Origin of the sequence: Denitrobaculum tricleocarpae (assembly GCF_007004665.1) — a bacterium.
Lineage (GTDB): Bacteria > Pseudomonadota > Alphaproteobacteria > Kiloniellales > Kiloniellaceae > Denitrobaculum > Denitrobaculum tricleocarpae.
The window spans coordinates 1-26,560 of the sequence record NZ_ML660068.1 but is presented as its reverse complement, the minus strand read 5'-3'; the positions used below and the strand labels follow the sequence as shown (position 1 = coordinate 26,560).

The following is a 26,560-nucleotide window of genomic DNA, read 5'->3' as shown; positions in this document are numbered from 1 at the left end:
CAATCATGGAAAAGCTCATCGACAAACTGAAGCGGAGGAGCTTCCTCGTCGTTGGCCGGGCCGGCATGGATTTCTATGCCGAGCCGCCCGGTACCGTCCTGGAAGAGGCGGACAGCTTTTCGGCTCATGTCGGCGGATCGGCGGCCAACACGGCGGTCGCCCTTGCCAGGCTGGGCTGCGGCGCGGAGGTGGTCACCTGCGTCTCGGATGACGCGGTCGGACGTTTTGCGACGGCGCGGCTCGCCAGGTTCGGGGTCGGCACGAAGTACTGCCGCAGCGTGGCTGGTGAAGCCCGCAACAGCCTCGCGGTGGTCGAAACCCGGCTGGAAAACTGCCAGTCGGTGATCTACCGCAACGGCGCGGCGGACTTCGATATGGGCCCCGGCGATGTGGAGTCCCTGGATTACGCCGCCGCAGGCGGTGTGATCCTCTCGGGGACCGCGCTCGCCGCCGAACCCTCGCGTTCGGCCATCTTCCGCGCCATCGAACTTGCCCGCGCCGCCGGAACACCCGTGATCATCGACATGGACTACCGGCCCTACTCCTGGGTGTCGCAGGAAGAGGCCGCCGAGGTTTACACCCGCGCCATCGAACACTGCGACCTGGTGATCGGCAACGATGTCGAGTTCAATGTCGCCGCCGGGCCCGGGCAGGATGGCTTCGAACATGCGCGGTCCCTGCTCCAGGCTTTCCCCTCGCTGGTCGTCTACAAGATGGGCGAGCGCGGCTCCGTCACCTTTACCGCTACGGAAAGCTTCGAGACCGGTATCTATCCCGTTCGGGCACTCAAGCCGACGGGCGCAGGCGACGCCTTTATGGGCGGTTTTCTGGCGGGACTGGCGGACGGCCTCTCACCGAAGGACGCCGTTCGACAGGGCTCCGCGTCTGCCGCGATTGTCGTGACCCGGGTTTCCTGCTCCACCGCCATGCCCGATCCCAAAGAGCTGGCCGACTTCGTGTCGGCCCATCCCATCCTATCTTCTCAAGAAACCACTGCCCCCGGAGAGCACCATGCACATTGCCCCGTTTGATAACCACAACAAGCCGATCATCGACCTCGAGGATTCGCGCGTTCCCCTCACCTACTTCAACATCGTCAAGCTGAAGAAGGGCCAAGCTTTCGAATACCGGACTCCCGGCTACGAAACCTGCATCGTGCCCGCGACCGGAACCGTCGATGTCGAGGTCGAGGGCGAAGCCTACGCCGGGATCGGCCTGCGCCGCAGCGATGTCTGGGACGGCGAGCCCGAGGGCGTCTATGTGCCGACCGCTGCCAAGGCAAACTTTGTCTGCGCTTCCGATGACGCCGAAGTCTTCATTGCCGGTGCCAAATACGACGACGTGCTCGAGCCCTTCGCGGTCCGGGCCGCGGATATCGACAAGGTGCAGTACGGTTCGGACGACACCAAGACGCACCGTAAGATCAAGCACATCTTCGGCACCAAGTATCACGACAAGGTCGGGCGCCTGCTGGTCTCCGAGCTTTACACCGTGGGCCAGGGCGGCTGGTCCGGCTTCCCTTCGCACAAGCATGACTCCGATCTGCTGCCCGATGAATCCCGCCACGACGAGGTCTACAACTTCCGCTTTAAGCCGGGGCACGGTTTCGGCATGCAGCTTTTGCAAACGGAAGAAGACAAGGTCGGCGAGGCCTTTCATATCGTCGACGGTTCGACCTTCATCATCGACAAGGGCTACCACCCCTGCGTCGTCGCGCCGGGCTATGAAATGTACTACTTCACGATCCTGGGCGGGCTCAGCCAGCGCTCCCTTAAGCAGTACTTCCATCCGACCCACGCCTATCAGGTCGAGACCATTCCCGGCATCAAGGACATGATCGCCAAGTTCAAATGACGGCGGCGACGCTCAGCTCCGTTCTTCGGGACGCGATGTCCGGCGGCTATGCGGTCGCCGGACTTGTGGTGCTGGGCTGGGAGGACGCCTGCGCCTATGTGGAAGCGGCGGAGGAAGCCGGAATGGCGATCATCCTGCAAGCCGGTCCCGGCTGCCGCAAACACACACCGGTTGCGGTTTTGGGCAAGATGTTCCGGCATCTGGCGGACCAGGCCCGCGTGCCCGTCGTCTGCCACATCGATCACGGCTACGCGCCGGAAGACTGCCTGGAGGGCATCGACCACGGCTTTACCTCGGTGATGTTCGACGGCTCGAAACTACCGATCGCCGAGAACATCGAGATCACCGCCCGGATCGTCGAGAAGGCGCATGCCGCCGGTGTTTCGGTCGAGGGCGAAGTGGGTTTCGTCGGCTATGCCCAAGGGGCGGCCTCGGCAACGACCGATCCTGCCGAAGCGGGACGCTTTGAGAAGGAGAGCGGCGCCGACGCCATGGCGATCTCGGTCGGCAACGTTCATTTGCAGACGGAAAAAACCGCCGGGATCGACTTCAAAGCCCTGGCCGCCGTGGAGGCGGCGACCTCGATTCCCCTGGTGCTGCACGGGGGCAGCGGCATTCCCTTCGAAACCCGCAGGAAACTGGCACGAGAGACCCGGGTCTCGAAGTTCAACATCGGCACTGAATTGCGCATGGCCTTTGGACAGGCGCTGAAAGAGAACCTTCGGCAACACGGCGAGATCTTCGACCGTTTGGAGATTCTCAAGCCGACCATCCCCGCCGTGCGCGATACCACCATCCAGGTCATTCAAAACATAGGACCTGAAGCATGAAAGCGGCGAGCGACGCGGAGTCTAACCGGCTCCCAGCCGCTTTCGAATATCACCGCGCAGCAGTTCACTGATCATGAGCTCGCCGTAACCCTGCGCTTCGGCCCGCGCGAAGATATCAAGCACCGCCTTGTTCAAAGGCGTTGCCAGACCCAACTCTTTGTTCATTTCCGCGATGTAACGCAGGTCCTTGTGGGCCGCTTTCACAGAGAAGACATATCCTTTGAAATCGTCCTCCAGCGCGCCGCCGATCATGCGCCGGAATACACCGGAATCGCCCGACCCGCGGATGACCACGTCGTAAAGCTTCGCCCAATCGGCGCCGGCCACGTCCGCGGCATGGAAGGCTTCGAGCACCAAAGCGGCAATGCCGAGCACCATGTAGTTGTTCACCAGTTTGGCCCGGCCGCCCGCGCCCACCGGGCCAAAATGCTGAACCGCCGCGCAGAAGGCCCTCAGCACTGGCTCTATGCGCTCGAACACCGCGTCCTCGGCGCCGACCAAGGCACCAAGCTCACCCGCCTCGGCCTGCCTGGTGCCGCCGGTCAGCGGTGCCTCGGCGAAGGAAACTCCGATCGCCTCCATCCGGCCCGCCAGCTTTGCGGTCGACGCGAGTGAAGAGGTTCCGGTGTCGATGAGAATCTGTCCCTTGCGCAGCTCTGGCTCCAACACGGCGACAACCCGCTCGACCACGTCGGAATCCGGCAGGCAGAGGATTACAACGTCGCTCGCTGCCGCAAGCTCCTCGTAGCTTTTTGACTCGCTGGCACCCAGCGCCAGCAAGGCTTCGACAGGTTGCCTGTTCCGGTTGGCGATCACAGAAAGACCGAAGCCTTTGGCCAGGAGATTTGCAGCCATCCCAAAGCCCATCGCACCCAAGCCGATAAAACCCACCTGCATCCCGCGTCCCTCTCGCTTCTCAAAAGCCGTCAAATCGTCCAGCCGCCGTCGACCACGAAAAACTGTCCCGTCGCCACCTTCGATTCGTCCGAAGCCAGATAGACAACGATCGGCGCGATATCTTCCGGATGCGTCATTTCACGGGTCGGCTGGCGGTCCAGCATTGCCTCGTAAGCCTTGTCATAGTCGCCGCTGGCCGCCATGCGCGCCTTGAGCGAAGGCGTGAAGACCGTGCCCGGGCAGACCGCGTTGCAGCGGATTCTGTCGGTCACATAATCCTTGGCAATCGACTTGGTCAGGCCCAGGACCGCCCCCTTGGTGGCGCTGTAGACACAGCGGCTGGCCACACCGGTCAGGCTGGAGGCCACCGTCGCCATATTGATGATGGAGCCGCCGCCTCTCTCGATCATTGCGGGCAGGAAAGCCTCGATCATGCGGGCATGGGAGCGCACGTTGATCTGAAAGGAACGTTCCCAGGCCGCGTCGTCCGCATCCAGCAGTGTCCCGTCGTGCACATAGCCCGCGCAGTTGAAGAGCACGTCCGGGACCGGAATCCGCTCCGGGAGCGCCCTGATCGCGGCGGCGTCGGTCACGTCGAGACGCAGGCATTTCAGGTTGGGATTGACCTCCGCCAGACTGTCGAGCGAGGACTGGTCGATGTCCGTCGCATGGACCTCGGCCCCCTCCTCGGCCATGGCAATCGCGCAGGCACGACCGATGCCCATGCCCGCCGCCGTCATCACAACCGTCTTTCCCGCCAGACGTCCCATTCAATCCCTCCAACCGTCAAAGTTTTCGTGTTAAGGCTGGAGTGTAGGTTGAGGTCCCGCGAAAGGCGATGGCTTTAATCGGAAAATTTTCCCGAAGACTGGAAGCTCTCAATGCGTTGGAAGAAAACGGTAAATCTTGTGGAAGCCCACGCCGAGGGAGAGATCGGACGCGTGGTCACCGGTGGTGTTCTGGATGTTCCCGGCGACAGCATTCTGGAGAAGCTGCGCTATCTGAACGAAGTCGACGATTCCCTGCGCAAGTTCCTGGTCTTCGAGCCGCGCGGCACGGCGCAAATGAGCACCAACCTGCTGTTTCCGCCCTGCCACCCCGACGCGGATGCCGGCTTCATCTGCCTGCAGGGCGACAAGGCCCATGCCATGTCCGGCTCCAACGCCATCTGTGTGGTCACGGTCCTGTTGGAGACCGGCATTCTGGAGATGCACGAGCCCGAAACCGTCGTCACCCTGGACACCGCCGCCGGACTGGTGACCGCAACCGCAACCTGCCGGGAGGGGAAGTGCGAGAGCGTGTCGCTCGCCATGACGCCCTGCTTCGCCGATCAGCTGGACGCAAAGGTCGAGGTCGAAGGCATCGGCGAGGTCTCCGTCGATATTGCTTTCGGCGGCATCTTCTACGCGCTGGTCGATCCGGCGGTGATTGACACCAAGATCGGTCCGGATACGGCGCGCCATCTGGTCGATGCCGGCAGCCGGATCCACCGCGCCATCAACCAGCAGCTCGAGATCTCACATCCGGAAATTCCGGGCCTGGAGGGGATCTCCTACGTCATGTTCGTGTCCCATAACGCTGAAGGCGAACTCAAGGGCGCGACCATCATGCCGCCGGGGCGGATCGACCGCTCCCCCTGCGGCACCGGCAATTCGGCCCGGCTCGCGGTCATGGCGGCGCGCGGTGAGGCCAAGGCCGGCGACAGCTTTACCGCACGCTCGATCATCGACAGCCGTTTCAAGGTTGAGATTGCCGGTGCTACGACTTTGGTCGGGCGCGCCGCGATCCTGCCCCGCATTACCGGGCGGGGATGGATTCACGGCTTCCACCAGATCGGTCTCGACCCGAGCGATCCCTATCCGGAAGGCTATAAGGTCGCCGACTGCTGGGGTGATGCCTTCGATCTGCTTAACTGAGCAGTTTCACCACCACAGACTCAGTCCGCACAGCCCGAACAGCGGCCGCGCAGTTCGACCATCGCGCTTTCCACCTGGAATTTCTGTTCGACCGCCCGGCGCATAATCTGATCGTTGATCACCTGGTCGTGCAGTTCGTTCACGTCGCCGCAGGTCCCGCAGATCACGAAGACCGTCGCGCCCTGGTGACCGTGGCTATGCTTGTGCTGGCAAGCGACAAAGGCGTTCAGGCTCTCCAGCCGGTGGATCAGCCCGCGCTCCAGAAGCTTGTCGAGAGCGCGGTAAACCTGCAGCGGGGCGCGAAAGCCGTGCTCGCGCAGCTGGTCGAGGATCGTATAGGCGCTCAAGGGCGCGCCGGCTTCGGCGAGGGTTTCGAACACGAGCGACTGATTCTTGGTCAGGTTGGGAAGCGGCGCCGTCATGTGGAACTCCCGTTAGAGGCGGTCAGGCGGGCTTTGAGCCTGCCGCCATATAAAAGGCTCAAGAGGAAGAAAGCCAGGGCCGCGACCACAATCGAGGGTCCCGAAGGCGTGTCGAAGCGCAAAGACCCGAAGAGCCCGCCCACGACGGCGGCGGCACCCAGGAACGACGCCATCACCGCCATCTGTTCCGGTGTCCCGGCAAAGCGTCTTGCCGTCGCCGCCGGAATGATCAGCAATGCCGTGATTAGCAGAATACCGACGATCTTCATGGCGATGGCAATGACGCAGGCCATCAACAGCATCAGGACCACACGCGAAACTTCCGGACGCATGCCCTCGGCCTCGGCCAGCTCCGTACTGACCGTCGCGGCCAGAAGCGGCCGCCACATCCAGATCAGCAGCCCCAGGATCAGCGTACCGCCGGCGTAGATCACCAGAATATCCGGCCGGGATACGGCCAGAATATCGCCGAAAAGGAAGCCCATGAGATCGATCCGCACCCAGGTCATAAAGGCGACCATGACCAGCCCCAGAGCCAGGGTCGAGTGGGAGAGGATACCCAGCAGCGCATCGGTCGAGAGCACGCCGCGCCGTTGGAGCAGCAGCAAGGCGACGGAGACCAGCGCCGCGACGAGGAAAACGCCGAGGATCAGATTGATATCGAAAAGAAACGCCAGGGCGACACCCAAGAGAGCCGAATGGGCCATGGTGTCACCGAAATAGGCCATGCGCCGCCAGACGATGAAGCAGCCAAGCGGTCCGGTGACCAAAGCCAGCCCAACACCGGCGACCAGCGCGCGAACGAAGAAATCATCGAGCATTGGCGGCCTCCGGGTCCCGGGTCTGATCCTTGGCCGCCGGTTCAGGCAGAGGGCTCACGCCCGCCCCGGCCTCGGGCAGCGTCTGAGGCTCGGCTGGAATCTGTTGGCTGTGATCACAATGCGCATGGTCGCCGTGCGCGTGCCCGTCGCCCAGGATCACGCCGTCCGCGCGCTGCACCCGGCCGTCGGGCAGATGTGTATGGTCGTGATGATGGCGGTAGACCGCGAGGGTCTCGGCGGCCCGGCTGCCGAAGAGCTGCAGGTACTCAGGGCTGGTCACGACGGACTCCGGCGTACCCCGGCAGCAGACATGGCCGTTAAGACAAACCACCGTGTCGGTCTCGGCCATGACCACGTGAAGGTCGTGGGAGATCAGCAGGATACCGCAGCCGGTCCGGTCCCGGATTTCCCGGATCAGATTGTAGAGCGCGACCTCGCCCGCGAAGTCGACACCCTGGACAGGCTCATCGAGCACCAGCAGATCGGGCTTGCCGATCATGGCCCGGGCCAGAAGCGCGCGCTGGAACTCGCCGCCGGAGAGATGCTGAACCTCGGCCTGCGCCAGGTGGGCTATGCCGACCTCCTCAAGGGCTTGCGTGACTTCGGGTGTGCCATAGCGGCCCGTCAGGGTCATCAGGCGGGCCACGGTCAGCGGCAAGGTCCAGTCGATGGTGAGCTTTTGCGGCACGTAGCCGATGCGCAGGCCCCTGGCACGCGTCACCTGGCCGCTGTCCGGCTTCTGGATCCCGATCGTGATTTTCGCGGTTGTGCTCTTGCCCGAACCATTGGGTCCGATCAGGGTCACGATCTCGCCCGCTTTGACCGCGAGATCCACGCCGCTGACCAGCCAGCGGCCCGCCCGGCGCAAACCGATCCCGCGCGCCTCAACCAGCGTTTTCGGTGCTGCTGCAGCCTGTTCCATTCTATCCTTCATATCCAAGCGGCCACCAAAACTCGTCTGCTCAGGCAATACAGGCAGTTTCCACCGCTCACTAACGCAGACGAGCAGCGTTCGTGAGGGATTCGACAGAACCGGCTCGCACTCGCGCTTGCGTCTCTGTATTGCATAGGTTATAGCGTTTCACAAATATGATGTAATGTCATAACATATCGACGCAAACGACGAAACGTTCAACAAAGGCTGCCAGGAATGCAAATCAACGGACTTCTCAAGGGCTTGACGGACAGACATCTGCGATCCACAGCCCTCGCCCTGGCTACGGTTTCTGTCGTCGCCCTGATGAAAATCCCGTCTGCCGCCGCCCTCGAGGAAGGCGCCGTCGTCACCTCCATCAAACCGGTGCACTCCCTGGTGAGCGCGGTCATGGAGGGTGTCGGCGAACCCGGCCTGATCGTAAAGGGCGCGGCCTCACCGCACCGCTACAGCCTGCGCCCGTCGGAAGCCCGGAATCTTCAAAACGCCAAGCTGGTCTTCTGGATCGGTCCTGACCTCGAGGCCTTTTTGGAAAAACCGATCGAAAGCCTGGGTGAAAATGCGAAACTGGTCACCCTGAGCGAAGCGCACGATCTGACCAAACTGGAGTTCCGCGAGGGCGGCCCCTTCGAGAAGCACGATCACGGCCATGAAGAGCATGGCCACGATGATCACGACCACGACAAACACGACCATGATGAACATGCTCACGAAGAACATGATCACGACAAACATGATCATGATGAGCATGCCCACGACGATCATGACCACGACAAACATGCTCACGAAGAACATGCCCACGACGACCATGACCATGACCATGACAAGCATGATCATGACGAGCATGCCCACGGCGAGATCGACATGCACCTCTGGCTCGATCCGGAGAACGCCAAGGCCATGCTGCATGAGATCGAAGAAGCCCTCGTGGCGCTCGATCCGGCCAACGCCGCGACCTACGAGGCGAATGCCGAGAGCTATGCCAAGCGCATCGACGCGCTGACCAGCGAAGTCGCAGCCGATCTGGCACCGGTCCGTGCCAAATCCTTTATCGTTTTCCACGACGCCTACCAGTACTTCGAAAACCGCTTCGGCGTGACGGCCGCAGGTTCCATCACCGTCAGCCCCGAGGTGATTCCCGGCGCCCAGCGGGTCGCGGAGATCCAGGAGCGCGTGCGGGCGCTCGGCGAGACCTGTGTCTTTGCGGAACCGCAGTTCGAACCCAAGCTGGTTCAGGTGGTGACCGAGGGCACCAACGCCCGCTCCGGCGTGCTCGACCCCCTGGGGACAGAACAGGCTGGCGACGGCCCGGATCTCTACCTCGACCTGATCCGCAGCATGGCGTCCAGCATGAAAAACTGCCTGTCTGGGAGCAGCTGACCCGCACCTGCGCCGGTTGAAGGCTCTGTCCACAATGTTGGTTTTTGCGCAACCGATGTTGCATTTCGCTCATTTTTCGCGATCCTAGGAAGGGAATGCGAGAAACAGAAAGCAACGCGGACTCCTGCCTGAATGACGAAAGTGATCTGCCTGGGGCTGGCGGTTTGGGACCAGATTTTTACGCTTGAACACTTACCGAGCGGCGGCGGCAAGAACTTCGCCAAGTCCTTTACCGAAGTCGGCGGCGGCCCGGCGGCGACCGCTGCCGCGGCGGCCGCACGGCTGGGTGCGGAAACGGCGCTCTGGAGCCGCGTGGGCGAGGATGACGTCGGACGGAGAATCCTCGCCGACCTTCAATCCTATGGCGTCGACACGGCGAATGTCCGCCGTTTCCCAAATAGAAACTCGGGCCTTGCCGTCGTTCTGATCGACGCAGCGGGCGAGCGCATGATCGTGACACCCGGCGACCCCGGCCTCGACGGCGACCCCGCCTGGCTTCCCCTGGAACAGGTGGCGGCGGCGGATGTCGTGCTGGCCGACCTGCGTTGGCCGCAGGGCGCAAAAAGCCTCCTGGCGGCCGCGCGGCAAAGCGGAACGACCTCGGTGCTGGATGCGGATCTGACATCGGAGCCAGAGGCCATTGCGCCGCTGGTCGAGGCCGCCAGTCATGTCGTCTTCTCCGCACCCGCGCTGCGGGCCTTTACCGGCCAGGAGGATGCGCGGGCAGGACTGGCGGCCGCGCGCAGCAAGACCCAGGGAATTGTTGCCGTGACAGCAGGCGCAGAGGGCTGCTTCTGGATCGACGGTGAGGGCAACAGCGGCCATCAGCCCGCCTTTCCCGTCACGGTCGTCGACACCCTGGGCGCGGGCGATGTCTTTCACGGCGCCTTTGCTCTCGCCCTGGGGGAACGGCAGCCTCTTGCCGAGGCAATGCGCTTCGCAACCGCCGCCGCAGCCCTGAAGTGCACCCGGCCCGGCGGACGCGCCGGAACACCCAGCCGCGCGGAGCTGGAGAAATTCCTGCAGGAGAACTGAGGTCTGAAGACGTGAGAGAGAAAACGTAATGAAAAGCAGCGAACGCCGCGAAGCGATTTTAGACCACGTGCGCCGGCGCGGCGTCGGGATCGTGGAAACACTGGCCAAAGAGTTCGGGGTTTCCACCCAGACGGTGCGCCGGGATGTGGCCGAGCTCTGCGACGCGGAACTCCTGGTCCGGCACCACGGCGGCGTCGGCCTGCCCTCCAGCGTGATCAATACCGACTATGCGCTGCGAAAAATCTCGCACCTGGAGGAAAAGGAAGCCATCGGCCGCGCGGTCGCGGACTACCTGCCGGATAACAGCTCGATCTTCATGACCATCGGCACCACCATGGAGATGGTCGCCCGCAAGCTGGTCGACCGCGAGGGCCTGCGGGTCATCACCAACAACCTGCACGCTGCGACGGTGCTGCATACCCGGCCGAACATCGACACCCTGGTGGCAGGCGGCAGCATCCGCCACCACAACGGCGGTATCGTCGGGACGGCGGCGCTGGACTTTGTGGAGCAATTCCGCGTTGACTTCGCGGTCGTCAGCGTCGGCGCCATCGACAGCGACGGCACCCTGCTGGATTACGACTATAACGAAACCATGGTGGCCCAAACCATGATGCGGAACGCCCGCCACGTGATTGTCGCTGCCGACCACACCAAGTTCGGGCGCACCGCTTCGGTCAAGATCGGTAGCATGTCGGATGTCACCGCCGTCTTCACCGATCGTATGCCCCCACCCGCAATGCAGAAGGTTCTCGCCAACTGCAGCGTCGAAATCATGACAACGGATTCGGCCTGAATCAGGGGCGATTTTCGCCGCGTTTCTGAAAATCGATCCAAAAAATGTTGGAATATGAAAATTCTTATGGAATTTTTTGTCCATATTCGAGCATTATACTCCAAAACAGCGGTATAATTTGAAAATCGGACAACCTGCCCAGGCACCAAGAGCCGAAACGGTAACAGCCGAGACAGGGTCAACCGATAACAAAGCAAAACTGCCGAAGCAGTCATAGCGCGTTGGGAGTCGCGACAAGCAACATGGAAATTTCCGCAGGCAAACTCTGGTCTCTGCGCCGTCTGGCCGACACGCAGGGGCGCTTCAAGATGGTGGCCGTCGATCAGCGGCCCCCGATCATGAACCTGATCACCGCGCAAAAAGGCGGTGAGTCCGCACCGGACGAGGAGGTCTCCGCCGTCAAGGAAGCCCTGACGCGCAATCTGGCGCCCAAGGCCTCGGCCATGCTCCTGGACCCCATCTGGGCCTACTCGGATGCGGTGCGGCACGTTCATCCGGGACAGGGCCTGATCGTCACCCTGGAAGATCATCGCTTCGAAGAGACCGGCGGCGGCCGCAAGTCAGCCAGCATCACCGACTGGAGCGTGGAAAAGATCAAGCGCATGGGTGCGGACGCCGTGAAGGTTCTGGCCTGGTACCGGCCCGACGCGGACCCCGAAATCTGCGCGCATCAACAGAGATACGTCGAAGAGGTCGGGCAGGCCTGCGCCCGCCACGACATCTGTTTTCTCTTCGAGATGCTGGTCTACCCGCTGCCCGGCGAGGAGGATCAGACGACAGACTACCGCGAGCATCAATTCAAACGGCCGCAGAATGTCGTGGACTCCGTGCGCACCTTCGCCGATCCCCGCTTCGGGGTCGATATTTTCAAACTGGAAAGCCCGATCCCGGCGGATCAGGTGCCCGACCCGGGGTCGCCCGATGCCGCCGAATGCCAGAAATGGTTCGACGCTTTGGGCGAGGCAACCACACGCCCCTGGGTGATGCTCAGCGCCGGCGCCAACCAAAGCTCTTTCAAAAACGTTTTGCGCTATGCCTATAACGCCGGTGCCAACGGCTTTCTGGCCGGACGCGCCATCTGGTGGCAGGCCATGCAGAACTATCCCGATATGAACGCCGTCGACCGCGCGCTGACCAGCGAAAGCGTGGCTTACATGGAATCGATCAACCAACTCACCGACGCCGAGGCCACACCCTGGCAGGCCCATCCGGCTTTCGCGGAAGGCTACCGCATCGCCGGGGCCGGGGCAGAATTTCCGCGCATGTATGGGGATGGAACCGCGGCATGATCAACGCGAACCTCGGCAGCCGCAGACTCTCCATCGGTGTCGTCGCCATCGGCAGACCGACCTTCGATGTGCCCTACGCGGAATCGCTACTGGCCACGGCCATGGCGGCGCTTGAAGGCCTGGATGCGGATATCGTGGGCTCTACCGCACTTCAGTTCGACGCGGAGGCCATGCGCTCGAACCTCGGCGCGCTGACCGAGAAGCCGCTCGATCTGCTGCTCGTACTGCAGGTGACCTTCACCGACGCCACCATGACGGTCGAGCTGGCGAAATCCGTCGATGCGCCCCTGGTCCTCTGGTCCTTCCCGGAACCCCGCAGCGGCGGGCGGCTGCGCCTGAACGGCTTCTGCGGTATCAATCTCGCCGCCCACGCGCTCGGCAAAGCGGGACAGTCTTTCGATTACGTTCACCGTGAAGCGGACTCTCCGGAGGCCCTGAAGGAGATCATGGCGCTCGCCCGCGCCGGCTATGTGAAACGGCGTCTGACCCAGACCCGGATCGGCGTGGTCGGCGAACATCCGGCGGGCTTCGACACCTGTTCCTACGATACGGCGGAACTGAAATCCCGCTTCGGCGTGGAAACCCAGACTTTGCCGATCGGGGGCTTCATTGCCTCGGCGGCGGCTGTCGACGACGCCAAAGCCGATGCGGTTCGCGCACGGGCCGCGGGTGACCTGGGTTCGCTCGACGATCTGGATCAGGACTCCCTGCAGAAAAGCATGAAGGTCTACGTCGCGCTGCGCGGTCTCGCCGACGAAGAAAACCTGCAGGCCCTCGCCGTGCGCTGCTGGCCAGAGTTCTTCACCGACTTCGGTTGCGCGGCCTGCGGCCCCATGGCTTTCATGAATCAGGACGGCACGCCCTGTGGCTGCGAAGCCGATGTCTTCGGCGCGCTGAGTTCCCTGGTCCTGCAGTGGACCGCCGGAGAGCCCGCCTTCAACACCGATCTGGTCGACGTCAACGTCGAGGACGACACAGCGGTTTTCTGGCACTGCGGGCAGGCGCCTATTTCCATGGCAGATCCGGAAGGCCCGATCGGTCCGGCGATCCACTCGAACCGCAAACTGCCCCTGCTGAACGAATTCGCCCTGAAGCCCGGGAGGGTAACTCTGGCCCGCCTGACCCAGGCCAAGAACGAGATCCGCCTGGTGCTGGGCGGCGCGGAGATCCTGCGGGCACCGCTGAGCTTCTCCGGCACCTCCGGCGTCGTGCGCTTCGACAAACCGGCAGGCGAGGTGCTGGAGCGCATCATGCGCGAAGGGCTGGAACACCACACCGGACTGGTTTACGGCGAGCACCGCCCCGCCCTGCGGCGGCTGGCCGCCATGCTCGACCTGCCCGTCATCGAGCTGACCTGAAGAGATAAGCTGTGCCCGAGCTAACGCCCCATGCCCTCTCCCCGCTTTCAGGCCTCGCCCTGATCGATTCGGATGAGCACGTGGCGCGCTTCTCGGTCGGCGGCAAGCCCCTGGAGGTTTCCTTTCCGCTGACCGGCATCGTCCGCATCCGGCTCGGCGAACCCGACGGGGCCGACTATCCGATCCTCGCCGACCTCGGCCCGGCGCTCGCCCTCAAAACAGGCAAGGTCGAAGGCGGCTATTGTCTTGCGGCCGGCGACCTGGAGCTGGATCTGCTGAACGATCCCCTTTGTTTTATTCTGCGCAAAGCCGGGAAGGTCATCTTCCATTCGACCACCGACCGGCACTTTCGGCGTTCCTTCAGGCTGCCGCCTTTCGCCGAAACCGAGCGGGGGCTCTTCGCCGCATTCAATCTGGATAGCGGCCATCCGGTTTTCGGTCTGGGTGAGAAGTACGGTCCGTTGAACCGGCGCGGTCAGTTGGTGGTCAGCCAGAACGAAGACGCGCTCGGGGTGAATGCCGAGATCTCCTACAAGAATACGCCCTTTGCCTGGAGCCCTGCGGGCTGGGGGCTCTTCGTCAACACGCCGACCACCGTGCGGCATGGTGTCGGCTACCCCCAATGGTCCCACCGGACTTACGGCCTGGAGGTCGAGAGCAGCGAACTGGATCTCTTCCTGATCGCCGCCGAGGGACCGACGGAAATTCTCGAACGCTATACCGCTCTTACAGGACGTCCCGCCAAGCCGCCGCGCTGGAGCTACGGCCTCTGGCTGAGCAAAGCCTTTTACAAGACTGCGGACGAGGCCCTATCGACAGCGCAGACCCTGCGTGAAAAGCGCATGCCCTGCGATGTCTTTACGCTGGACGGACGGGCATGGCTCGACACCTCTACGCGTTTCGCCTTTGAGTGGGACGCCGACCGCTATCCCGATCCCAAGGCCTTCACCCAAAAGATCAAGGACCTGAAACTGCGGGTTTGCGTCTGGGAATACCCGCTAATCTCACAGAAACATCCCCTCTTCGCCGAATTGGCCTCGAGAGACTGGCTGCTGAAAGACGAAGATGGCGCGCCTTACGTCTACCATTGGGATCCGGCCCCCTTCGGCACGGTTCTCACACCCTTGCCACCGAGCGGCCTTGTCGATTTCACTCATCCCGATGCCTATGCCTGGTATGCGAAAGCGCACCAGGGGCTCTTCGACAGCGGGATCGATGTGATCAAGAGCGACTTCGGCGAACAGGTGCCCAGGGATGCGCACGCGGCCAATGGCGACGATGGCCGCCGCCTGCATAATGTCTATCCCCTGCTCTATAACCGCTGCGTTTACGAAGCGACTCAAGACCACTTCGGCGCTGACGCCATGGTCTGGGCGCGGTCCGGTTGGAGCGGCAGTCAAACCGCACCGATCCAGTGGGGCGGCGACCCGGAAGTCAGCTGGGAAGGCCTGGCGGCAAGCATCCGGGGCGGCCAGTCCTGGGGTATGAGCGGCTGTCCCTACTACAGTCATGACATCGGCGGCTTTTATGGCGGCGATCCCGACCCGGAGCTCTACGTGCGCTGGGTTCAGGCCGGTGTGCTCTCATCCCACTGCCGGATGCATGGAATCGGCGAGCGCGAGCCCTGGGCCTTTGGCCAGGACGTCGAAGTCATCGTCCGCGACTGGCTCGAATTGCGATACCGCCTGATCCCTTATCTGGAGGATTGCGCGGATCAGGCGGAGATGGGACTGCCGGTGATGCGCGCCATGGCGGTCGCCTGCCCGGAGGATCCGGCGGCCTGGGCCTTCGATGAGCAGTATATGCTCGGTGACGATCTTTTCGTGGCTCCGGTGTTGCAGCCCGGCGGCAGGGTCCGATTCTACCTGCCCAAGGGCACCTGGTACGACTTCTGGACCGAAGAGCCCGTGACCGGCGGTCAGGTGCTGGAGCGCGACGTGTCGCTGCGCAAGGCCGTGCTTTTCGTGCGCGAAGGCGCGCGCCTGCCGCTCGGGCCAGTGGTCCAGCATACCGGTGCACTCAATGACTCGAACCGCATTGAAACGCTGCGGCTTTATGGACCGGAGGGCGGCGACGGATGAATACTGCCACCAGATGGATTGTCGTGACGGGTGCCGCCGGTGGTATTGGACGGGCCTGTTGTCCGATCTTCCTTGGCAAAGGGTACAGTCTCTTGCTGCTCGACCGGCCCGGCAGCAGCGTCATGGAATTAGCGTCCGAACTTCAAAGCTCGACAGAGCAACAGGTTCTGGCTGACGCACGCGATACCGCGTCACCCGCCGACTACGAAGCCGCACTCGCCGCCATCTCAGACCCGATATACGGTTTTGTCCATCTGGCCGGCGTCTTCGAGGAAGATCCCCAACTCGGGCGTGACCACGGAATCTGGGATCGTGCCCTGGCCAACAATCTGACCAATGGCTACGACCTGGCAACCGCCATGACGAACCGCTTTCCCGCCGATGAAATCGGCCGGGTGGTCTTCGTTTCCTCGCTCGCCTTCCGCCGGGGGGCTGTCGATCACGTCGCCTACACCGCCGCCAAGGGCGGGCTGGTCGGACTGACCCGCGCCCTCGCCCGGCGTTTCAAGACGAAGGCCACCGTCAACGCGGTTTCGCCCGGAATCATCAAAACTTCGATGCCCGCCAAGGTGATCGAAAAGCGGCGCGACATGCTGCTGCGGGAAATCCCGCTGGGCCGCTTCGGCGAACCCGAGGAAGTTGCATCCGTGATCAAATTTCTGCTCAGCAAGGACGCGAGCTACGTGACGGGACAAACAATCAATGTGGATGGTGGACAGGTAAACGACTGACGCGGGATCGACCGGAATGCAAGGCGCGGAAAAAAGCGCCGCCCGGCGATCCGATTGGGAGGAAAAATGACAAGCCTTTTGCTGCTGGTGATCAGTGGCCTCCGACGGGTCAACCGGGCCGCCGAGGAGGTCCTGAAGCCCATTGCCTGGATCGGCATCGCCATCATGCTGATCACGGTGGTCCTCTCGGTCTTTGGCCGCAAAACCGGCATTTCCATGCCCTGGACGGAAAAAGCCTTCATCGTGATGTTGCCGGTCTCCGCCTTCGTCATCGCGCCGATCGCTTATCGCCGGGCAGCTAACGTGTCCCTTGATTTTTTCCATGACATGCTCGGCGGGCGCATCGCCCGGCTGCATCTGCTGGTCATCCACCTTATCCTCATGCTGCTCTTCCTGATTGGTCTGGACCTCACCCTGCGCAAAGTCGGTATCCGCTTCATGCCGACCGAGATCTTCCTGGACTGGCTGTTGGGACTTGATCTGGCCTCGATCCGGCCCTTCAAGGCCCGGGTGATGATCCCGGTTATCAACATTCCCTGGCGCGCGGTCTACATCTCCATGCCGATCTGCATGACCTTGCTGCTGCTGGCCAACATAGAGCTGATCTTCCGTTACATCCTCGGACTGATCGATCCCTTTAACGAACAGGTCAAACCTGTGCGGAGCTTCGAGGAAGTCGAAGCCAACCGGGCGGAATAGGGGAATATAGCGTTATGCCAATGGCTTTTCTCTGGACTTTCCTGCTCCTGCTGGCCGTCAGTGTGCCGGTCGTCTTCGGGCTGCTGATCGCCTCGGGGGTCACGGTGGTGAACGACCTGGGCAACGACTTTAAACCGCGCGATCTCAATTCTCTGCTCAGCCAGCTTTTCTCCGGCATGTCGTCGGTGCCGCTGATGGCATTGCCCATGTTCATTCTTGCCGGCGAGATCATGAACACAGGCGGGATCACCGCACGGCTGGTGCACTTCTCGCAGACCCTGATCGGCCATGTGCGCGGCGGGCTGGCGCATGTCAATATCCTGTCGTCCATTCTTTTCGCCGGCTTGTCAGGCTCGGCGGTAGCCGACACTTCGGCTCTGGGATCGATGCTGATCCCCGCCATGGAGAAAAACGGTTACAGCCGTCAGTTCGCAGCGGCGGTGACGGCGGCCTCGTCAGTGATCGGACCGATCATTCCGCCCAGCGGCATCATGATCATCTACGCCTTTATCATGGGAGTCAGCCCGGCGGCGCTCTTTGCGGCCGGCCTCATTCCCGGTCTGATGATCGGCGGCGGGCTGATGGCCGTGACCTATTTTCTCGCCATCAAGCATGATTTTCCCGTCGCCAACGAGCGCGCCCCCGCCCGAGAAGTCGCGCGGGCCGCGGGCGCTTCCTTCTGGCCGCTGCTGACGCCGGTTATCCTTCTGGGCGGCATCCTCTCGGGCTGGTTCACACCCACCGAGGCGGCGGGTGTCGCGGCCTTCTATGCCTTCTTCGTTGCCCTGGTGGTGTTGCGCACCCTGAAGCTGCGCGAAGTGCCCCGGGTCTTCCTGCGCGCGGCGGTGGCATCGGGCATCATTCTTTTGCTGATCGGGGCTTCCAAATCCTTCTCCTGGGTCGCGGACCAGGTCGGCGCGGCGCAGATGCTGTCGGATTTTCTGCTGTCGCTGACGGAGAACCCGCTGCTGCTGCTATTTCTCTGCAACATCATGCTCTTCATCGTGGGCATGTTCCTGGATGCCGGTCCGGCGATCCTGATCCTGGGCCCGATCCTGGGCAGCGTCTTCGTGACGGACCTGGGACTCGATCCGGTCCACTTCGCCATCATCATGTGCGTGAACGTCACTGTCGGCCTGGCGACACCGCCGATGGGGCTGGTGCTCTTCGTCGCCTCGTCGGTCGCCAAGGTGCGCGTCGAGCTGATCGTAAAATCCATGCTGCCGTTCCTGGCGGTAGAGGTGCTGGTGATCCTCCTGATCACCTATGTGGAGGACCTGACGCTGTTTCTGCCTCGGGCCCTTGGTTTGATCCAATGACAAGAATAGGGAGGTAAATGGGATGATGACCTGGAAAAAACTAGCCGCCACCACGGCCGCCTTCGGCTTCGGGGCAGCGGCCCTGAGTGGGATAGCGATCAATACCACCCCGGCGATGGCCGCGGATACGACTTTGAAAATCGCGTTTCTCGGCTCACCGGACGACGAGGACTATGACGGCTCTCTGGTGCTTAAGAACTACGTCGAGAGTGCCTCCAACGGCGCGATCGAGGTCGAGATCTTCCCGTCGGGGCGCTTCTGCTCCAACGCGGACGAATGCTCGGAAGCTCTGCTGGATGGCCGGCTGGAGATTTACATCACCACCAACGGCGGTCTCGCGGGCTGGTACCCGCCTGCCCAGTTCCTGGATCTGCCCTATCTGCTGCCCAACGACCGGGTGGCGGAATGCGTCTTTGACGGCCCGCTGGTCAGCAAAATCCGAGCCGCGGTGCTGCAGGACGTCGGTGCGGCCAGACTGATGGTGGTCTCCAACACCGGCGGCTGGCGCAACATCGCGACCACCAGCAAACAGGTCAAAACACCTGATGACGTCGACGGTCTGAAGCTGCGCACCATCGGCGCCGATATTCAGATCGAACTGGTGAAGTCCCTGGGCGGCAACCCGACCCCGATCGCCTGGCCGGAGGTTTACACCTCGCTGGGCACCGGCGTCGTGGAGGGCACCAAGAACGGCATCACCGACATCGTGAACATGAAGTTCCAGGATCACCTCAAGTACATCTCGCTCGATGGCCACGCCTATATGGCCGCGCTCTGGTGGATGAACGAAGACGCGTTCCAGGACTTGAGCCCGGAACATCAGCGGATCGTCTATGACGGCTTCCAGTTCCTGAAGCAGACGGCCCGTGTCCTGCCCATGCGCAAGGGCGTGGATGCCTTCGAGACCTTCAAGGAAGCCGGAGGCACGATCTACTCACCGACCGCCGAGGAGAAAGCGGCCTTCCAGAAAGCCGCGCAGCCGGTCTGGGACTGGTATGCGAAGAACTTCGGCAATGAATGGATTAATGCCGCGCAGACCGCAGTCAACGACTGTGAAGCCAAGTTGACGGCCGAGTTCGAAGAAGCCGCGAAATAGCGGTCATACCCCTGTCGAAAACCTCAATGGGCCGCCGGATTCCACATCCGGCGGCTCTTTTTCTCACACAGCGCCGGACCGCACCGAGATCGCAATTTGGTGGATCTCTCAAAAAATGAGCTATACTCGCGGCCAATCATGCGAGAATACGTGCATTCGGACGCGGATGAGTCGGGGAGAAAAGACATTCGGCGCTTGATGGAGAGAGGGGACGTGATATGACGCCAAGAATCCAGGCGAATGATCTCAAGGCTTTCGGAAGATCCTTTCCGGCGCGAGAACTGACAACCGAATTGAACTGGCAGGACGTCGGCGCTTTCAAGAAGATCAAAGTCGAACTGGCGGAACTCCGCAAGGAAGAGCAAAGCCTGCGCCGTGCGGGCAAAGCGGAGAGCTACCGCGTTCTCTTTTCCGGCCCGCCGGGCACCGGCAAGACGCTTGCGGCGCTGCTGCTCGGTCAAAAGAACGGCCGCCGCGTGGTCTATGTCGATCTGCCCAATCTGATCTCACGCTATATCGGCGAAACGGAAAAAAACCTCAGCAAACTGCTTGAACGGGCCGAGGCCGAGAACTGGCTGCTGTTCTTCGACGAAGCGGATGCGCTCTTCGGCAAACGCACAGAGGTCAAGGACAGCCATGACCGCTACGCCAACCAAGAGGTCTCCTACCTGCTCGAGCGGATGGAGCGTCATGCGGACCTGGTGATCTTTTCCACCAACGCCCGGCCGGAACGCAACGAGGCGCTGCGCCGCTATTTTCACCGCATTATCCGCTTTACCGGCGACGAGGACTGAACCTCCGCGCCATAGCGGTTATTGCATGCGCAGGACCGGCGCGATGCGCTCCAGGGCCCAATCGATCTGGTCTTTGTCGATGATCAGCGGCGGCGCGAAGCGGATGGTATCGACATGGGTTTCCTTGCAGAGGATTCCTGATTCGCGGAGCGCTTCGCAGTACTGCCGGGCGCCCCCTGCTTCACGATGGAATTCGACCGCAAGCATCAGGCCGCGGCCCCGCACTTCCTTGACCAGGTTGTTGCGGATGCTCTTCAGGCCGTCGAGGAAATGGTCTCCCATCTTCTCGGCGTTTTCGATCATACCCTCTTCGATCAGCACGCGCAGGGCCGCCCGGGCCACGGCGCAGGCCATGGGATTGCCGCCGAAGGTCGAGCCATGCTGACCCGGTTTGAGCACACCCAGCACTTCCGAGTTCGAAAGCACGGCGGAAACCGGATAAAAACCACCGGAAAGCGCCTTGCCGACCAGGGTCAGATCAGCCTCGATCTCCTCGTGTTCCTCGGCCAGGAGTTTGCCTGTCCGGCCCAGGCCGGTTTGGATCTCATCCAGGATCAGGACGACGTTTTCCCGGCTGCAGATCTCGCGGACCTGCTTCAGATAACCGTCGGGCGGAATGATCACGCCGGCCTCGCCCTGGATCGGTTCGACCAGGAAGCCGACGGTGGTGGGTGTGATAGCCGCTTCCAGGGCCTCAGCATCGCCGAAGGGAACCACCTTGAAGCCGGGCGCGAAGGGCCCGAAGTGGTTGCGCGCCGCCGGGTCGGTGCTGAAGCCGACGATGGTGATGGTCCGTCCATGGAAATTGTCGCTGCAGACGATGATTTCGGCCTGATTGTCCGGAACACGCTTGACCTCATAGCCCCACTTGCGCACCGCCTTGATGGCGCTCTCCACCGCTTCGGCCCCACTGTTCATGGGCAGGACCTTGTGAGAATTGGTGAGCTCGCAGACCTCCTGATAGAAGAGCGCCAATTGATCGTTGTGAAAGGCGCGCGAGGTCAGGGCAAGACGTCCGGACTGCTCGATCAGCGCTTCCCGGATCTTCGGATGGCAGTGTCCCTGATTGACCGCTGAATAGGCCGAAAGGCAATCCATGTAGCGCTTGCCGTCCGCATCCCAGACCCAGATCCCCTCGCCCCGGGAGAGCACCACGTCGAGCGGCTTATAGTTATGGGCGCCAAGTTCCGCCTCGACCGCGACCAGTTGTTTGGGATTCAGTTCCATCTCTCATCTCCAAAGATTTGCCGGCGCGCCGCACTTCAGCGGTGCAGGGTCGCCTTGCCGAAGAGACTGCCGGTCAGATCGACCAGCAGTTCGGCGGACTTGTTTTTTTCGTCGAGCAGCGGATTGAGCTCGACCAGATCCAGCGACCCCATCAGCCCGGACTCCGCAATCATCTCCATGCAAAGATGCGCCTCGCGGTAGGTGACGCCGCCCGGAACGGTCGTGCCGACGCCCGGCGCAATGCTGGGATCCAGGAAGTCCACGTCCAGGCTGACGTGCAGATGCCCCTTGGCCGCCGTCACCTCGTCCAGGATCTCGCGCATGATGGTGAAGGTGCTGCGCTCGTCGATCGCGCGCATATCGAAGACCTTCAAACCACTGTCGACCAGGGTCGCCTTCTCGATATGATCGACGGAACGGATCCCAAAGAGGTTGATCCTGCTGGGGTCGACGACAGGGGTCGGGACACCCAGATCGAACTCGGAGTCCTTGATGCGCCCGCAGAGCGCGGCGATCGGCATGCCGTGGACATTGCCGGAGGGCGACGACAGGGGCGTGTTGAAATCCGTATGGGCGTCGAACCAAAGCACATAGAGCGGCTGCCCAGAGGCGCTGCAGTGCTTGGCGATGCCGGCAATAGAGCCCATGGCGATGCAATGATCGCCGCCCAGCACGACAGGTGTCATGCCCTGACCGGCAACATCGGTCACGCGGTCGCGCAGGAGACGGCACCAGGTGCTGACCTCACGCAGATTGCGGCAGCCGTTACCCGGCTGCTCGTCAGGATTGGGGGGCCCGTCGAGGTCGCCCAGATCCGAGACCTTATGGCCAAGCCCCGTCAGGGCCTTGGCAAGGCCCGCGATCCTGAGGGCTTCGGGCCCAAGGCAGGCACCGCGGACACCGGCCCCGACGTCGGTCGGGACACCGATCAATCCGATCTGATTCGACATATCCGCCGATAAAGTACTCGAGGTATCGACCGCGGCATCGCCGCCAGAGGACGCACGCTCCAGAATTTCGGTTCCAGCCACCATGAAAAGCGATCCTATCGTTCAAACCCGGGTCAAGGATGCCAGATACCCGGGCTCATGTGCTGCCGAAGATATTGCGGCTGCAAGTAGGACCTGCCGGACAGCTCTGGCATGACAGCAGAAACTGCTGTAACTTACGAAAGCATTAAAAACCCAATAATTCTGGGAATTCAGCAGAATATCCAGGGCGCAAACGCTGGGAATTCAGCGAAGGAAGCTAAGTGACACAGCATAATGAACTGGACCGGATCGATCTCAAGATCCTGGCGACACTGCAGGATGACGGCCGGATCACCAATCAGGCGCTCTCGGAAAGGGTCGGATTGTCCCCCAGTCCCTGCCTGCAACGGGTCAGGCGGCTTGAAAAGCTCGGGGTCATCAAGGGCTATAGCTGCCACATCGACCTGGAACGCGTCGCGCAGACGATCACGGTCTTCGTCAGCGTCAGCCTCTCAAGCCACGAAAAAGGGGCGTTCGGTGCTTTTGAAGCCGCGGTCGCGGACATTCCCGAGCTGGTGGAATGCCACAAGGTCAGCGGTCAGTTCGACTATCTGCTACGCTTTGTCTGCAGCGATATCGGGACCTACACGGCGATCAGCGATCACCTGCTGGCCACGGGGCCGGAAGGCCTGAACCTCAGCAGCCATGTGGTGCTGCAGGCGACCAAGGAGAGCAAAGGCGTCGCGCTCGAACGCCTTGTCCGGCAATAGAGATCCGATCCGCTCTCCGTCAGCCTCTTTCTCTGTCAGCCCCCGGCAATCTTGTTCGGCAGCCACAGCACGATTTCAGGGAAAGCGATCAGCACGGCAACGGTCAGAACGTCCGCGATGAAAAACGGCGATGCCCCCTTGAAGACATCCTGCACCGATATGTCCGGTCTGACCCCCGCCACCACGAAACAGTTGAGCCCGATGGGCGGTGTGATCAGGCAGAGCTCGGCCATCTTCACCACGATGATCCCGAACCAGATCGGGTCGTAGCCCAGCGCGATCACCGCGGGATAGACCACCGGCAAGGTCAGCAGCAGCATGCCGATCGCGTCCATGAACATGCCCAGGATCGCATAGGCCGCCAGGATCATCAGCAGGGTCACGATACGGGGCTGATCCAGTCCGGCAATCCATTCCGCGAAGGTCTCCGGCAGGCCGGCGAAACCCAGGAAGCGCACATAGAGCAGGACACCCCAGATGATGGTGAAGATCATCACCGTCAATTTGGCGCTCTCCATCAGGGCGCCCTTGAGTTCGCCCCAGCGCATGCCCTTCCAGACGGCCATGACCAGCACCACGAAGGCGCCCAATGCGCCGGCTTCGGTCGGCGTGCCCCAGCCGAAATAGATGCAGTAGATGATGATCGCGACCACTGCGAAAATCGGCATGGCACCCGGCAGGCTCTCGAAGCGCTGACGCCAGGTGAAGCCGCCGACCGGCGGCCCGAGGTCTTTCCGCCACTTGGCGAGGCCGATGACGATCCCCGCGTAGATCAGTGCCGAGACAGCACCCGGCAGGAAGCCCGCCAGCAGAAGCTGCCCGACCGACTGCTCCACGATGATCGCGTAGATCACCAGGATCGCCGAGGGCGGTATCAGCGAGGCCAGTGTCCCGCCCGCGGCAACCACGCCGGCGGCGAAGGCTTTGTCGTAGCCGACCTTCAGCATTTCCGGGATCGCAATGCGGGCAAAGACCGCCGAGGTCGCGACCGACGCGCCCGAAACCGCGGCGAAACCGGCCGTGGCGAAGACCGTTGCGACGCCCAGCCCGCCCGGCAGCCAGCCGACCCAGCGCTTGGCGGCTTCAAAGAGGCTCTTGGTCAGGCCGGCGTAATAGGCGAGATAACCGATCAGAATGAAGGTCGGGATCAGCGACAGGGCATAGGTCGTGGACTTGGAATGCGGAATGGTGCCCGCCAGCTTGATCGCGACCAGCAGACCTTTGTCAAAGCCCAGGCGCTGCGCCTGAATGGTGATCAGGCCGAACAGGCCGATCAGAGCCGCCGCGAAGGCCACCCGCACGCCGATCAGGACCAGAACGACCAGCAGACCTGAAAAGAGGAGACCAATCTCAAATGGGGTCATGACCGTGCCCCCTTGTCCTTATCACCTCCATCAGGGTCTTTGCCACGTCCCTCGAGTTCATCGAGACTGAGCCCCATGGCTTCTTCCGCCTCGCGCTTGGCAACGGCGGCGGCGTCCTCGATCATGGGGACGGCGATGGGGATCTCTTCGCCGTTGATGAATGCCCGCCCGTAGCCAATCAGCTGAACCAGTAACCGCAGCCACAGCAGTCCCAGCGCAACCGGCACCATCAGCTTCGCGGGCCAGGTGGGCAGTGCGATGTCGATGGTCGAATCACCGATCGTGAGGGCCCGTTCGAAATGAAGATAGGAACCGTAGACCAGAGCCCCGACCGCAATCATCATGAGAAGCACGCCCACGACCTCCGCCAGCCAGAGCGGACGGCCACGCACCCTGCCGATCAGGATGTCCATGCGGATATGCCCGCCAAGCCGTTGGCAATAGGCCACACCCAGGAACGCGAAGACCACCATGAACTGCTCGACCCAGTCGATGAAACCGGGGATCGGCAGGTTGAAGACTTTGCGCCCGACGATCTGGGCGACCGCCAGGATCATCAGCGTGAAGACGACCAGTCCGGCCATCAGATTAAGGGTCGATTCGACACGGAAAATTTGCCGATCCGCTTTGGAGAGCAGCGAATCGTCAGTCCGTACGGTGGTGCTGGCCATGAGTGTCCCCCGGAAAAGGCAACGGCCCCCGCATCAGCAGGGGCCGAGGATATATGTCTGCCTAAAGCAAACTATTCGTTCAGGGTTTTAACAACCAGATCATAGAGTTCCTGAGCTGGAACACCTTTGGCTTCCATATCCTTGATCCAGGCTTCGCGCGCAGGCGTCGCCGCGGACTCGCGGAAAGCATCGATCTCAGCCTGAGGAAAATCAATTTTCTGAACGCCGTTCTCCTCCAGCACTGGACCCCACTTGTCATAGACCTCGCCGTATTTGGCCAGATAGTGGTCCAGAGCCTCCGGGATCGAGCTCATCAGGATCTCTTTGTTCTCGTCAGAAAGCGCCTCGAATGAATCGATATTGGCGACGATCGGGCAGTTCACAGTCCCCGGGTTCAGGTTGGTCGTCCACCACTTGGCGATATCGACGGTCCGGAACGCCAGATGGGCGTGCGGTGCGAAAGCGACCGAATCGACCACACCGGATTCCAGCGCGTTATAAGCCTCGGAAGAGGTCACCGAGGTTGGAACCGCGCCGACCGTCTTGAAGGCTTGGCCGATACCACCGGTCGCCCGGATGCGCATGCCGTCGAAGTCAGCGAGGCTGGTGGGCGCGGCGCCCGTGCCGGCCACGTTGTACTGCGGCATCGGCGAGGGCATCAGAAGCTTGGCATTCCAGCGGGCCAGGTCCTTCTGGGTGGCCGGATGGCTGTAGACTGCATTGGAGAGCTTGATCTCCTGCTCCAGTGTCGTCACACCCAGGAACGGCAGTTCAAGGACGGTAATGGTCGGATTTTTGTCGCGGTGGTAACCCGCGCAGAACTGCGCCATTTCGAAGGCACCGATGGAAATACCATCAAGGTTTTCCCGGTTCTTCGACAGCGCGGCACCGTAGTGAAGTTTAATCTGGAACTCGCCGTTGGATTTTTGAGCAACCAGTTCGGAGAGCTTTTCCATATGCTCGGTAAAGGCCCGGCGCTTGCCCCATAGCGAGGCGTTCCAGGTCGTGGCTGCCATGACCTCTGCACCCGCGAATGTGATGGCAAGGCCCGCCAAAGCTGCTGTTTTCCATGAAAAACGGATCATAGATCTCTATCTCCCTGTATCTGCATCCCGCGGCATACCTGCGCCGCGGAGGTCATAGTTTGCGGTCTGCGCCTGTGCAGACCGGTCGCGGCAGCTCTAGGGTCTGTACTCAATTGGTGCTTTTCGTGACATTGGAACTGTGATTCAAGCTTTCTGATGATAGGAGGTTTGGATGGGCAGAAAGTTATTTTATCTAAGCGACGAAGAGTGGTCTCGGATC

26 protein-coding genes are annotated in these 26,560 nt (G+C 61.9%); 16 read left to right on the top strand and 10 right to left on the bottom strand.

Annotated features, from left to right (window positions below):
- The first annotated feature begins 5 nt into the window (after nucleotides 1–5).
- From iolC to FKG95_RS27905, 3 genes are read left to right on the top strand one after another with little or no spacing between them, the layout of a single operon-like run.
- Nucleotides 6–1,031: a 5-dehydro-2-deoxygluconokinase gene (iolC, locus tag FKG95_RS27915; protein ID WP_142899758.1), complete on the top strand. Its 1,026-nt coding sequence runs from the start codon at nucleotides 6–8 to the stop codon at nucleotides 1,029–1,031.
- Entirely contained in the window at nucleotides 1,012–1,854 is an 843-nt protein-coding gene (locus FKG95_RS27910) for a 5-deoxy-glucuronate isomerase (RefSeq protein ID WP_142899757.1), read from the top strand. Before iolC ends, FKG95_RS27910 begins: the two co-directional genes overlap by 20 nt.
- Nucleotides 1,851–2,684, top strand: a complete 834-nt coding sequence (locus tag FKG95_RS27905; RefSeq protein WP_142899756.1) for a class II fructose-bisphosphate aldolase — start codon at nucleotides 1,851–1,853, stop codon at nucleotides 2,682–2,684. Before FKG95_RS27910 ends, FKG95_RS27905 begins: the two co-directional genes overlap by 4 nt.
- A gap of 21 nt (nucleotides 2,685–2,705) precedes the next feature.
- On the opposite strand, the gene FKG95_RS27900 is transcribed toward FKG95_RS27905, so the two are convergent.
- Both FKG95_RS27900 and FKG95_RS27895 read right to left on the bottom strand, forming a co-directional pair.
- On the bottom strand, nucleotides 2,706–3,614 hold the full coding sequence (locus FKG95_RS27900) for an NAD(P)-dependent oxidoreductase (protein ID WP_281281514.1): 909 nt from the start codon (nucleotides 3,612–3,614) through the stop codon (nucleotides 2,706–2,708).
- Nucleotides 3,611–4,351 (bottom strand): SDR family oxidoreductase, encoded by a 741-nt coding sequence (locus FKG95_RS27895; protein WP_142899754.1) that lies wholly within the window; start codon nucleotides 4,349–4,351, stop codon nucleotides 3,611–3,613. The genes FKG95_RS27900 and FKG95_RS27895 overlap by 4 nt, the downstream gene beginning before the upstream one ends.
- Before the next feature lie 111 nt (nucleotides 4,352–4,462).
- On the opposite strand from FKG95_RS27895, the gene FKG95_RS27890 reads away from it, so the two are divergent.
- Nucleotides 4,463–5,497, top strand: a complete 1,035-nt coding sequence (locus tag FKG95_RS27890; RefSeq protein ID WP_142899753.1) for a proline racemase family protein — start codon at nucleotides 4,463–4,465, stop codon at nucleotides 5,495–5,497.
- A 20-nt stretch (nucleotides 5,498–5,517) separates the two neighbouring features.
- Here FKG95_RS27890 and FKG95_RS27885 read toward each other — a convergent pair whose 3' ends face one another.
- From FKG95_RS27885 to FKG95_RS27875, 3 genes are read right to left on the bottom strand one after another with little or no spacing between them, the layout of a single operon-like run.
- The gene (locus FKG95_RS27885; RefSeq protein ID WP_142899752.1) at nucleotides 5,518–5,919 is read right to left on the bottom strand and encodes a Fur family transcriptional regulator; all 402 of its coding nucleotides are present in this window, start codon (nucleotides 5,917–5,919) and stop codon (nucleotides 5,518–5,520) included.
- Complete coding sequence (locus tag FKG95_RS27880) at nucleotides 5,916–6,740, bottom strand: metal ABC transporter permease (protein ID WP_142899751.1); 825 nt, start codon at nucleotides 6,738–6,740, stop codon at nucleotides 5,916–5,918. The genes FKG95_RS27885 and FKG95_RS27880 overlap by 4 nt, the downstream gene beginning before the upstream one ends.
- Nucleotides 6,730–7,662: an ATP-binding cassette domain-containing protein gene (locus tag FKG95_RS27875; RefSeq protein ID WP_179954310.1), complete on the bottom strand. Its 933-nt coding sequence runs from the start codon at nucleotides 7,660–7,662 to the stop codon at nucleotides 6,730–6,732. Before FKG95_RS27875 ends, FKG95_RS27880 begins: the two co-directional genes overlap by 11 nt.
- A gap of 228 nt (nucleotides 7,663–7,890) precedes the next feature.
- Here FKG95_RS27875 and znuA point away from each other — a divergent pair, with 228 nt between their 5' ends.
- From znuA to FKG95_RS27820, 11 genes are all read left to right on the top strand, one after another.
- Entirely contained in the window at nucleotides 7,891–9,054 is a 1,164-nt protein-coding gene (znuA, locus tag FKG95_RS27870; RefSeq protein WP_142899749.1) for a zinc ABC transporter substrate-binding protein ZnuA, read from the top strand.
- A gap of 132 nt (nucleotides 9,055–9,186) precedes the next feature.
- Nucleotides 9,187–10,089: a PfkB family carbohydrate kinase gene (locus tag FKG95_RS27865; RefSeq protein WP_142899748.1), complete on the top strand. Its 903-nt coding sequence runs from the start codon at nucleotides 9,187–9,189 to the stop codon at nucleotides 10,087–10,089.
- Between the two features lie 28 nt (nucleotides 10,090–10,117).
- Complete coding sequence (locus tag FKG95_RS27860; protein ID WP_142899747.1) at nucleotides 10,118–10,885, top strand: DeoR/GlpR family DNA-binding transcription regulator; 768 nt, start codon at nucleotides 10,118–10,120, stop codon at nucleotides 10,883–10,885.
- Between the two features lie 242 nt (nucleotides 10,886–11,127).
- Entirely contained in the window at nucleotides 11,128–12,174 is a 1,047-nt protein-coding gene (locus tag FKG95_RS27855; RefSeq protein ID WP_142899746.1) for a tagatose 1,6-diphosphate aldolase, read from the top strand.
- Entirely contained in the window at nucleotides 12,171–13,532 is a 1,362-nt protein-coding gene (locus FKG95_RS27850; RefSeq protein WP_142899745.1) for an L-fucose/L-arabinose isomerase family protein, read from the top strand. The genes FKG95_RS27855 and FKG95_RS27850 overlap by 4 nt, the downstream gene beginning before the upstream one ends.
- 11 nt (nucleotides 13,533–13,543) lie before the next feature.
- On the top strand, nucleotides 13,544–15,613 hold the full coding sequence (locus tag FKG95_RS27845; RefSeq protein ID WP_142899744.1) for a TIM-barrel domain-containing protein: 2,070 nt from the start codon (nucleotides 13,544–13,546) through the stop codon (nucleotides 15,611–15,613).
- Entirely contained in the window at nucleotides 15,610–16,344 is a 735-nt protein-coding gene (locus FKG95_RS27840; protein WP_142899743.1) for an SDR family NAD(P)-dependent oxidoreductase, read from the top strand. Before FKG95_RS27845 ends, FKG95_RS27840 begins: the two co-directional genes overlap by 4 nt.
- A 66-nt stretch (nucleotides 16,345–16,410) precedes the next feature.
- Complete coding sequence (locus FKG95_RS27835) at nucleotides 16,411–17,043, top strand: TRAP transporter small permease (protein ID WP_142899742.1); 633 nt, start codon at nucleotides 16,411–16,413, stop codon at nucleotides 17,041–17,043.
- Between the two features lie 14 nt (nucleotides 17,044–17,057).
- On the top strand, nucleotides 17,058–18,362 hold the full coding sequence (locus FKG95_RS27830; protein WP_142899741.1) for a TRAP transporter large permease: 1,305 nt from the start codon (nucleotides 17,058–17,060) through the stop codon (nucleotides 18,360–18,362).
- A 22-nt stretch (nucleotides 18,363–18,384) separates the two neighbouring features.
- Nucleotides 18,385–19,458: a TRAP transporter substrate-binding protein gene (locus FKG95_RS27825; protein ID WP_142899740.1), complete on the top strand. Its 1,074-nt coding sequence runs from the start codon at nucleotides 18,385–18,387 to the stop codon at nucleotides 19,456–19,458.
- A gap of 218 nt (nucleotides 19,459–19,676) precedes the next feature.
- The gene (locus FKG95_RS27820; RefSeq protein ID WP_142899739.1) at nucleotides 19,677–20,252 is read left to right on the top strand and encodes an ATP-binding protein; all 576 of its coding nucleotides are present in this window, start codon (nucleotides 19,677–19,679) and stop codon (nucleotides 20,250–20,252) included.
- Between the two features lie 18 nt (nucleotides 20,253–20,270).
- On the opposite strand, the gene rocD is transcribed toward FKG95_RS27820, so the two are convergent.
- Entirely contained in the window at nucleotides 20,271–21,479 is a 1,209-nt protein-coding gene (gene rocD, locus FKG95_RS27815; RefSeq protein WP_142899738.1) for an ornithine--oxo-acid transaminase, read from the bottom strand.
- A gap of 35 nt (nucleotides 21,480–21,514) precedes the next feature.
- A complete protein-coding gene (gene rocF / locus FKG95_RS27810) occupies nucleotides 21,515–22,513 on the bottom strand; it encodes an arginase (protein WP_246116926.1) in 999 nt (332 codons plus the stop codon).
- A gap of 218 nt (nucleotides 22,514–22,731) precedes the next feature.
- On the opposite strand from rocF, the gene FKG95_RS27805 reads away from it, so the two are divergent.
- Complete coding sequence (locus FKG95_RS27805) at nucleotides 22,732–23,220, top strand: Lrp/AsnC family transcriptional regulator (RefSeq protein WP_142899737.1); 489 nt, start codon at nucleotides 22,732–22,734, stop codon at nucleotides 23,218–23,220.
- A 35-nt stretch (nucleotides 23,221–23,255) separates the two neighbouring features.
- Here FKG95_RS27805 and FKG95_RS27800 read toward each other — a convergent pair whose 3' ends face one another.
- The 3 genes from FKG95_RS27800 to FKG95_RS27790 form a co-directional block, all read right to left on the bottom strand.
- A complete protein-coding gene (locus FKG95_RS27800; protein WP_142899736.1) occupies nucleotides 23,256–24,584 on the bottom strand; it encodes a TRAP transporter large permease in 1,329 nt (442 codons plus the stop codon).
- Complete coding sequence (locus FKG95_RS27795; protein ID WP_142899735.1) at nucleotides 24,581–25,255, bottom strand: TRAP transporter small permease subunit; 675 nt, start codon at nucleotides 25,253–25,255, stop codon at nucleotides 24,581–24,583. Before FKG95_RS27795 ends, FKG95_RS27800 begins: the two co-directional genes overlap by 4 nt.
- Before the next feature lie 71 nt (nucleotides 25,256–25,326).
- Nucleotides 25,327–26,340 (bottom strand): C4-dicarboxylate TRAP transporter substrate-binding protein, encoded by a 1,014-nt coding sequence (locus tag FKG95_RS27790; protein ID WP_142899734.1) that lies wholly within the window; start codon nucleotides 26,338–26,340, stop codon nucleotides 25,327–25,329.
- Nucleotides 26,341–26,560 lie beyond the last annotated feature (220 nt).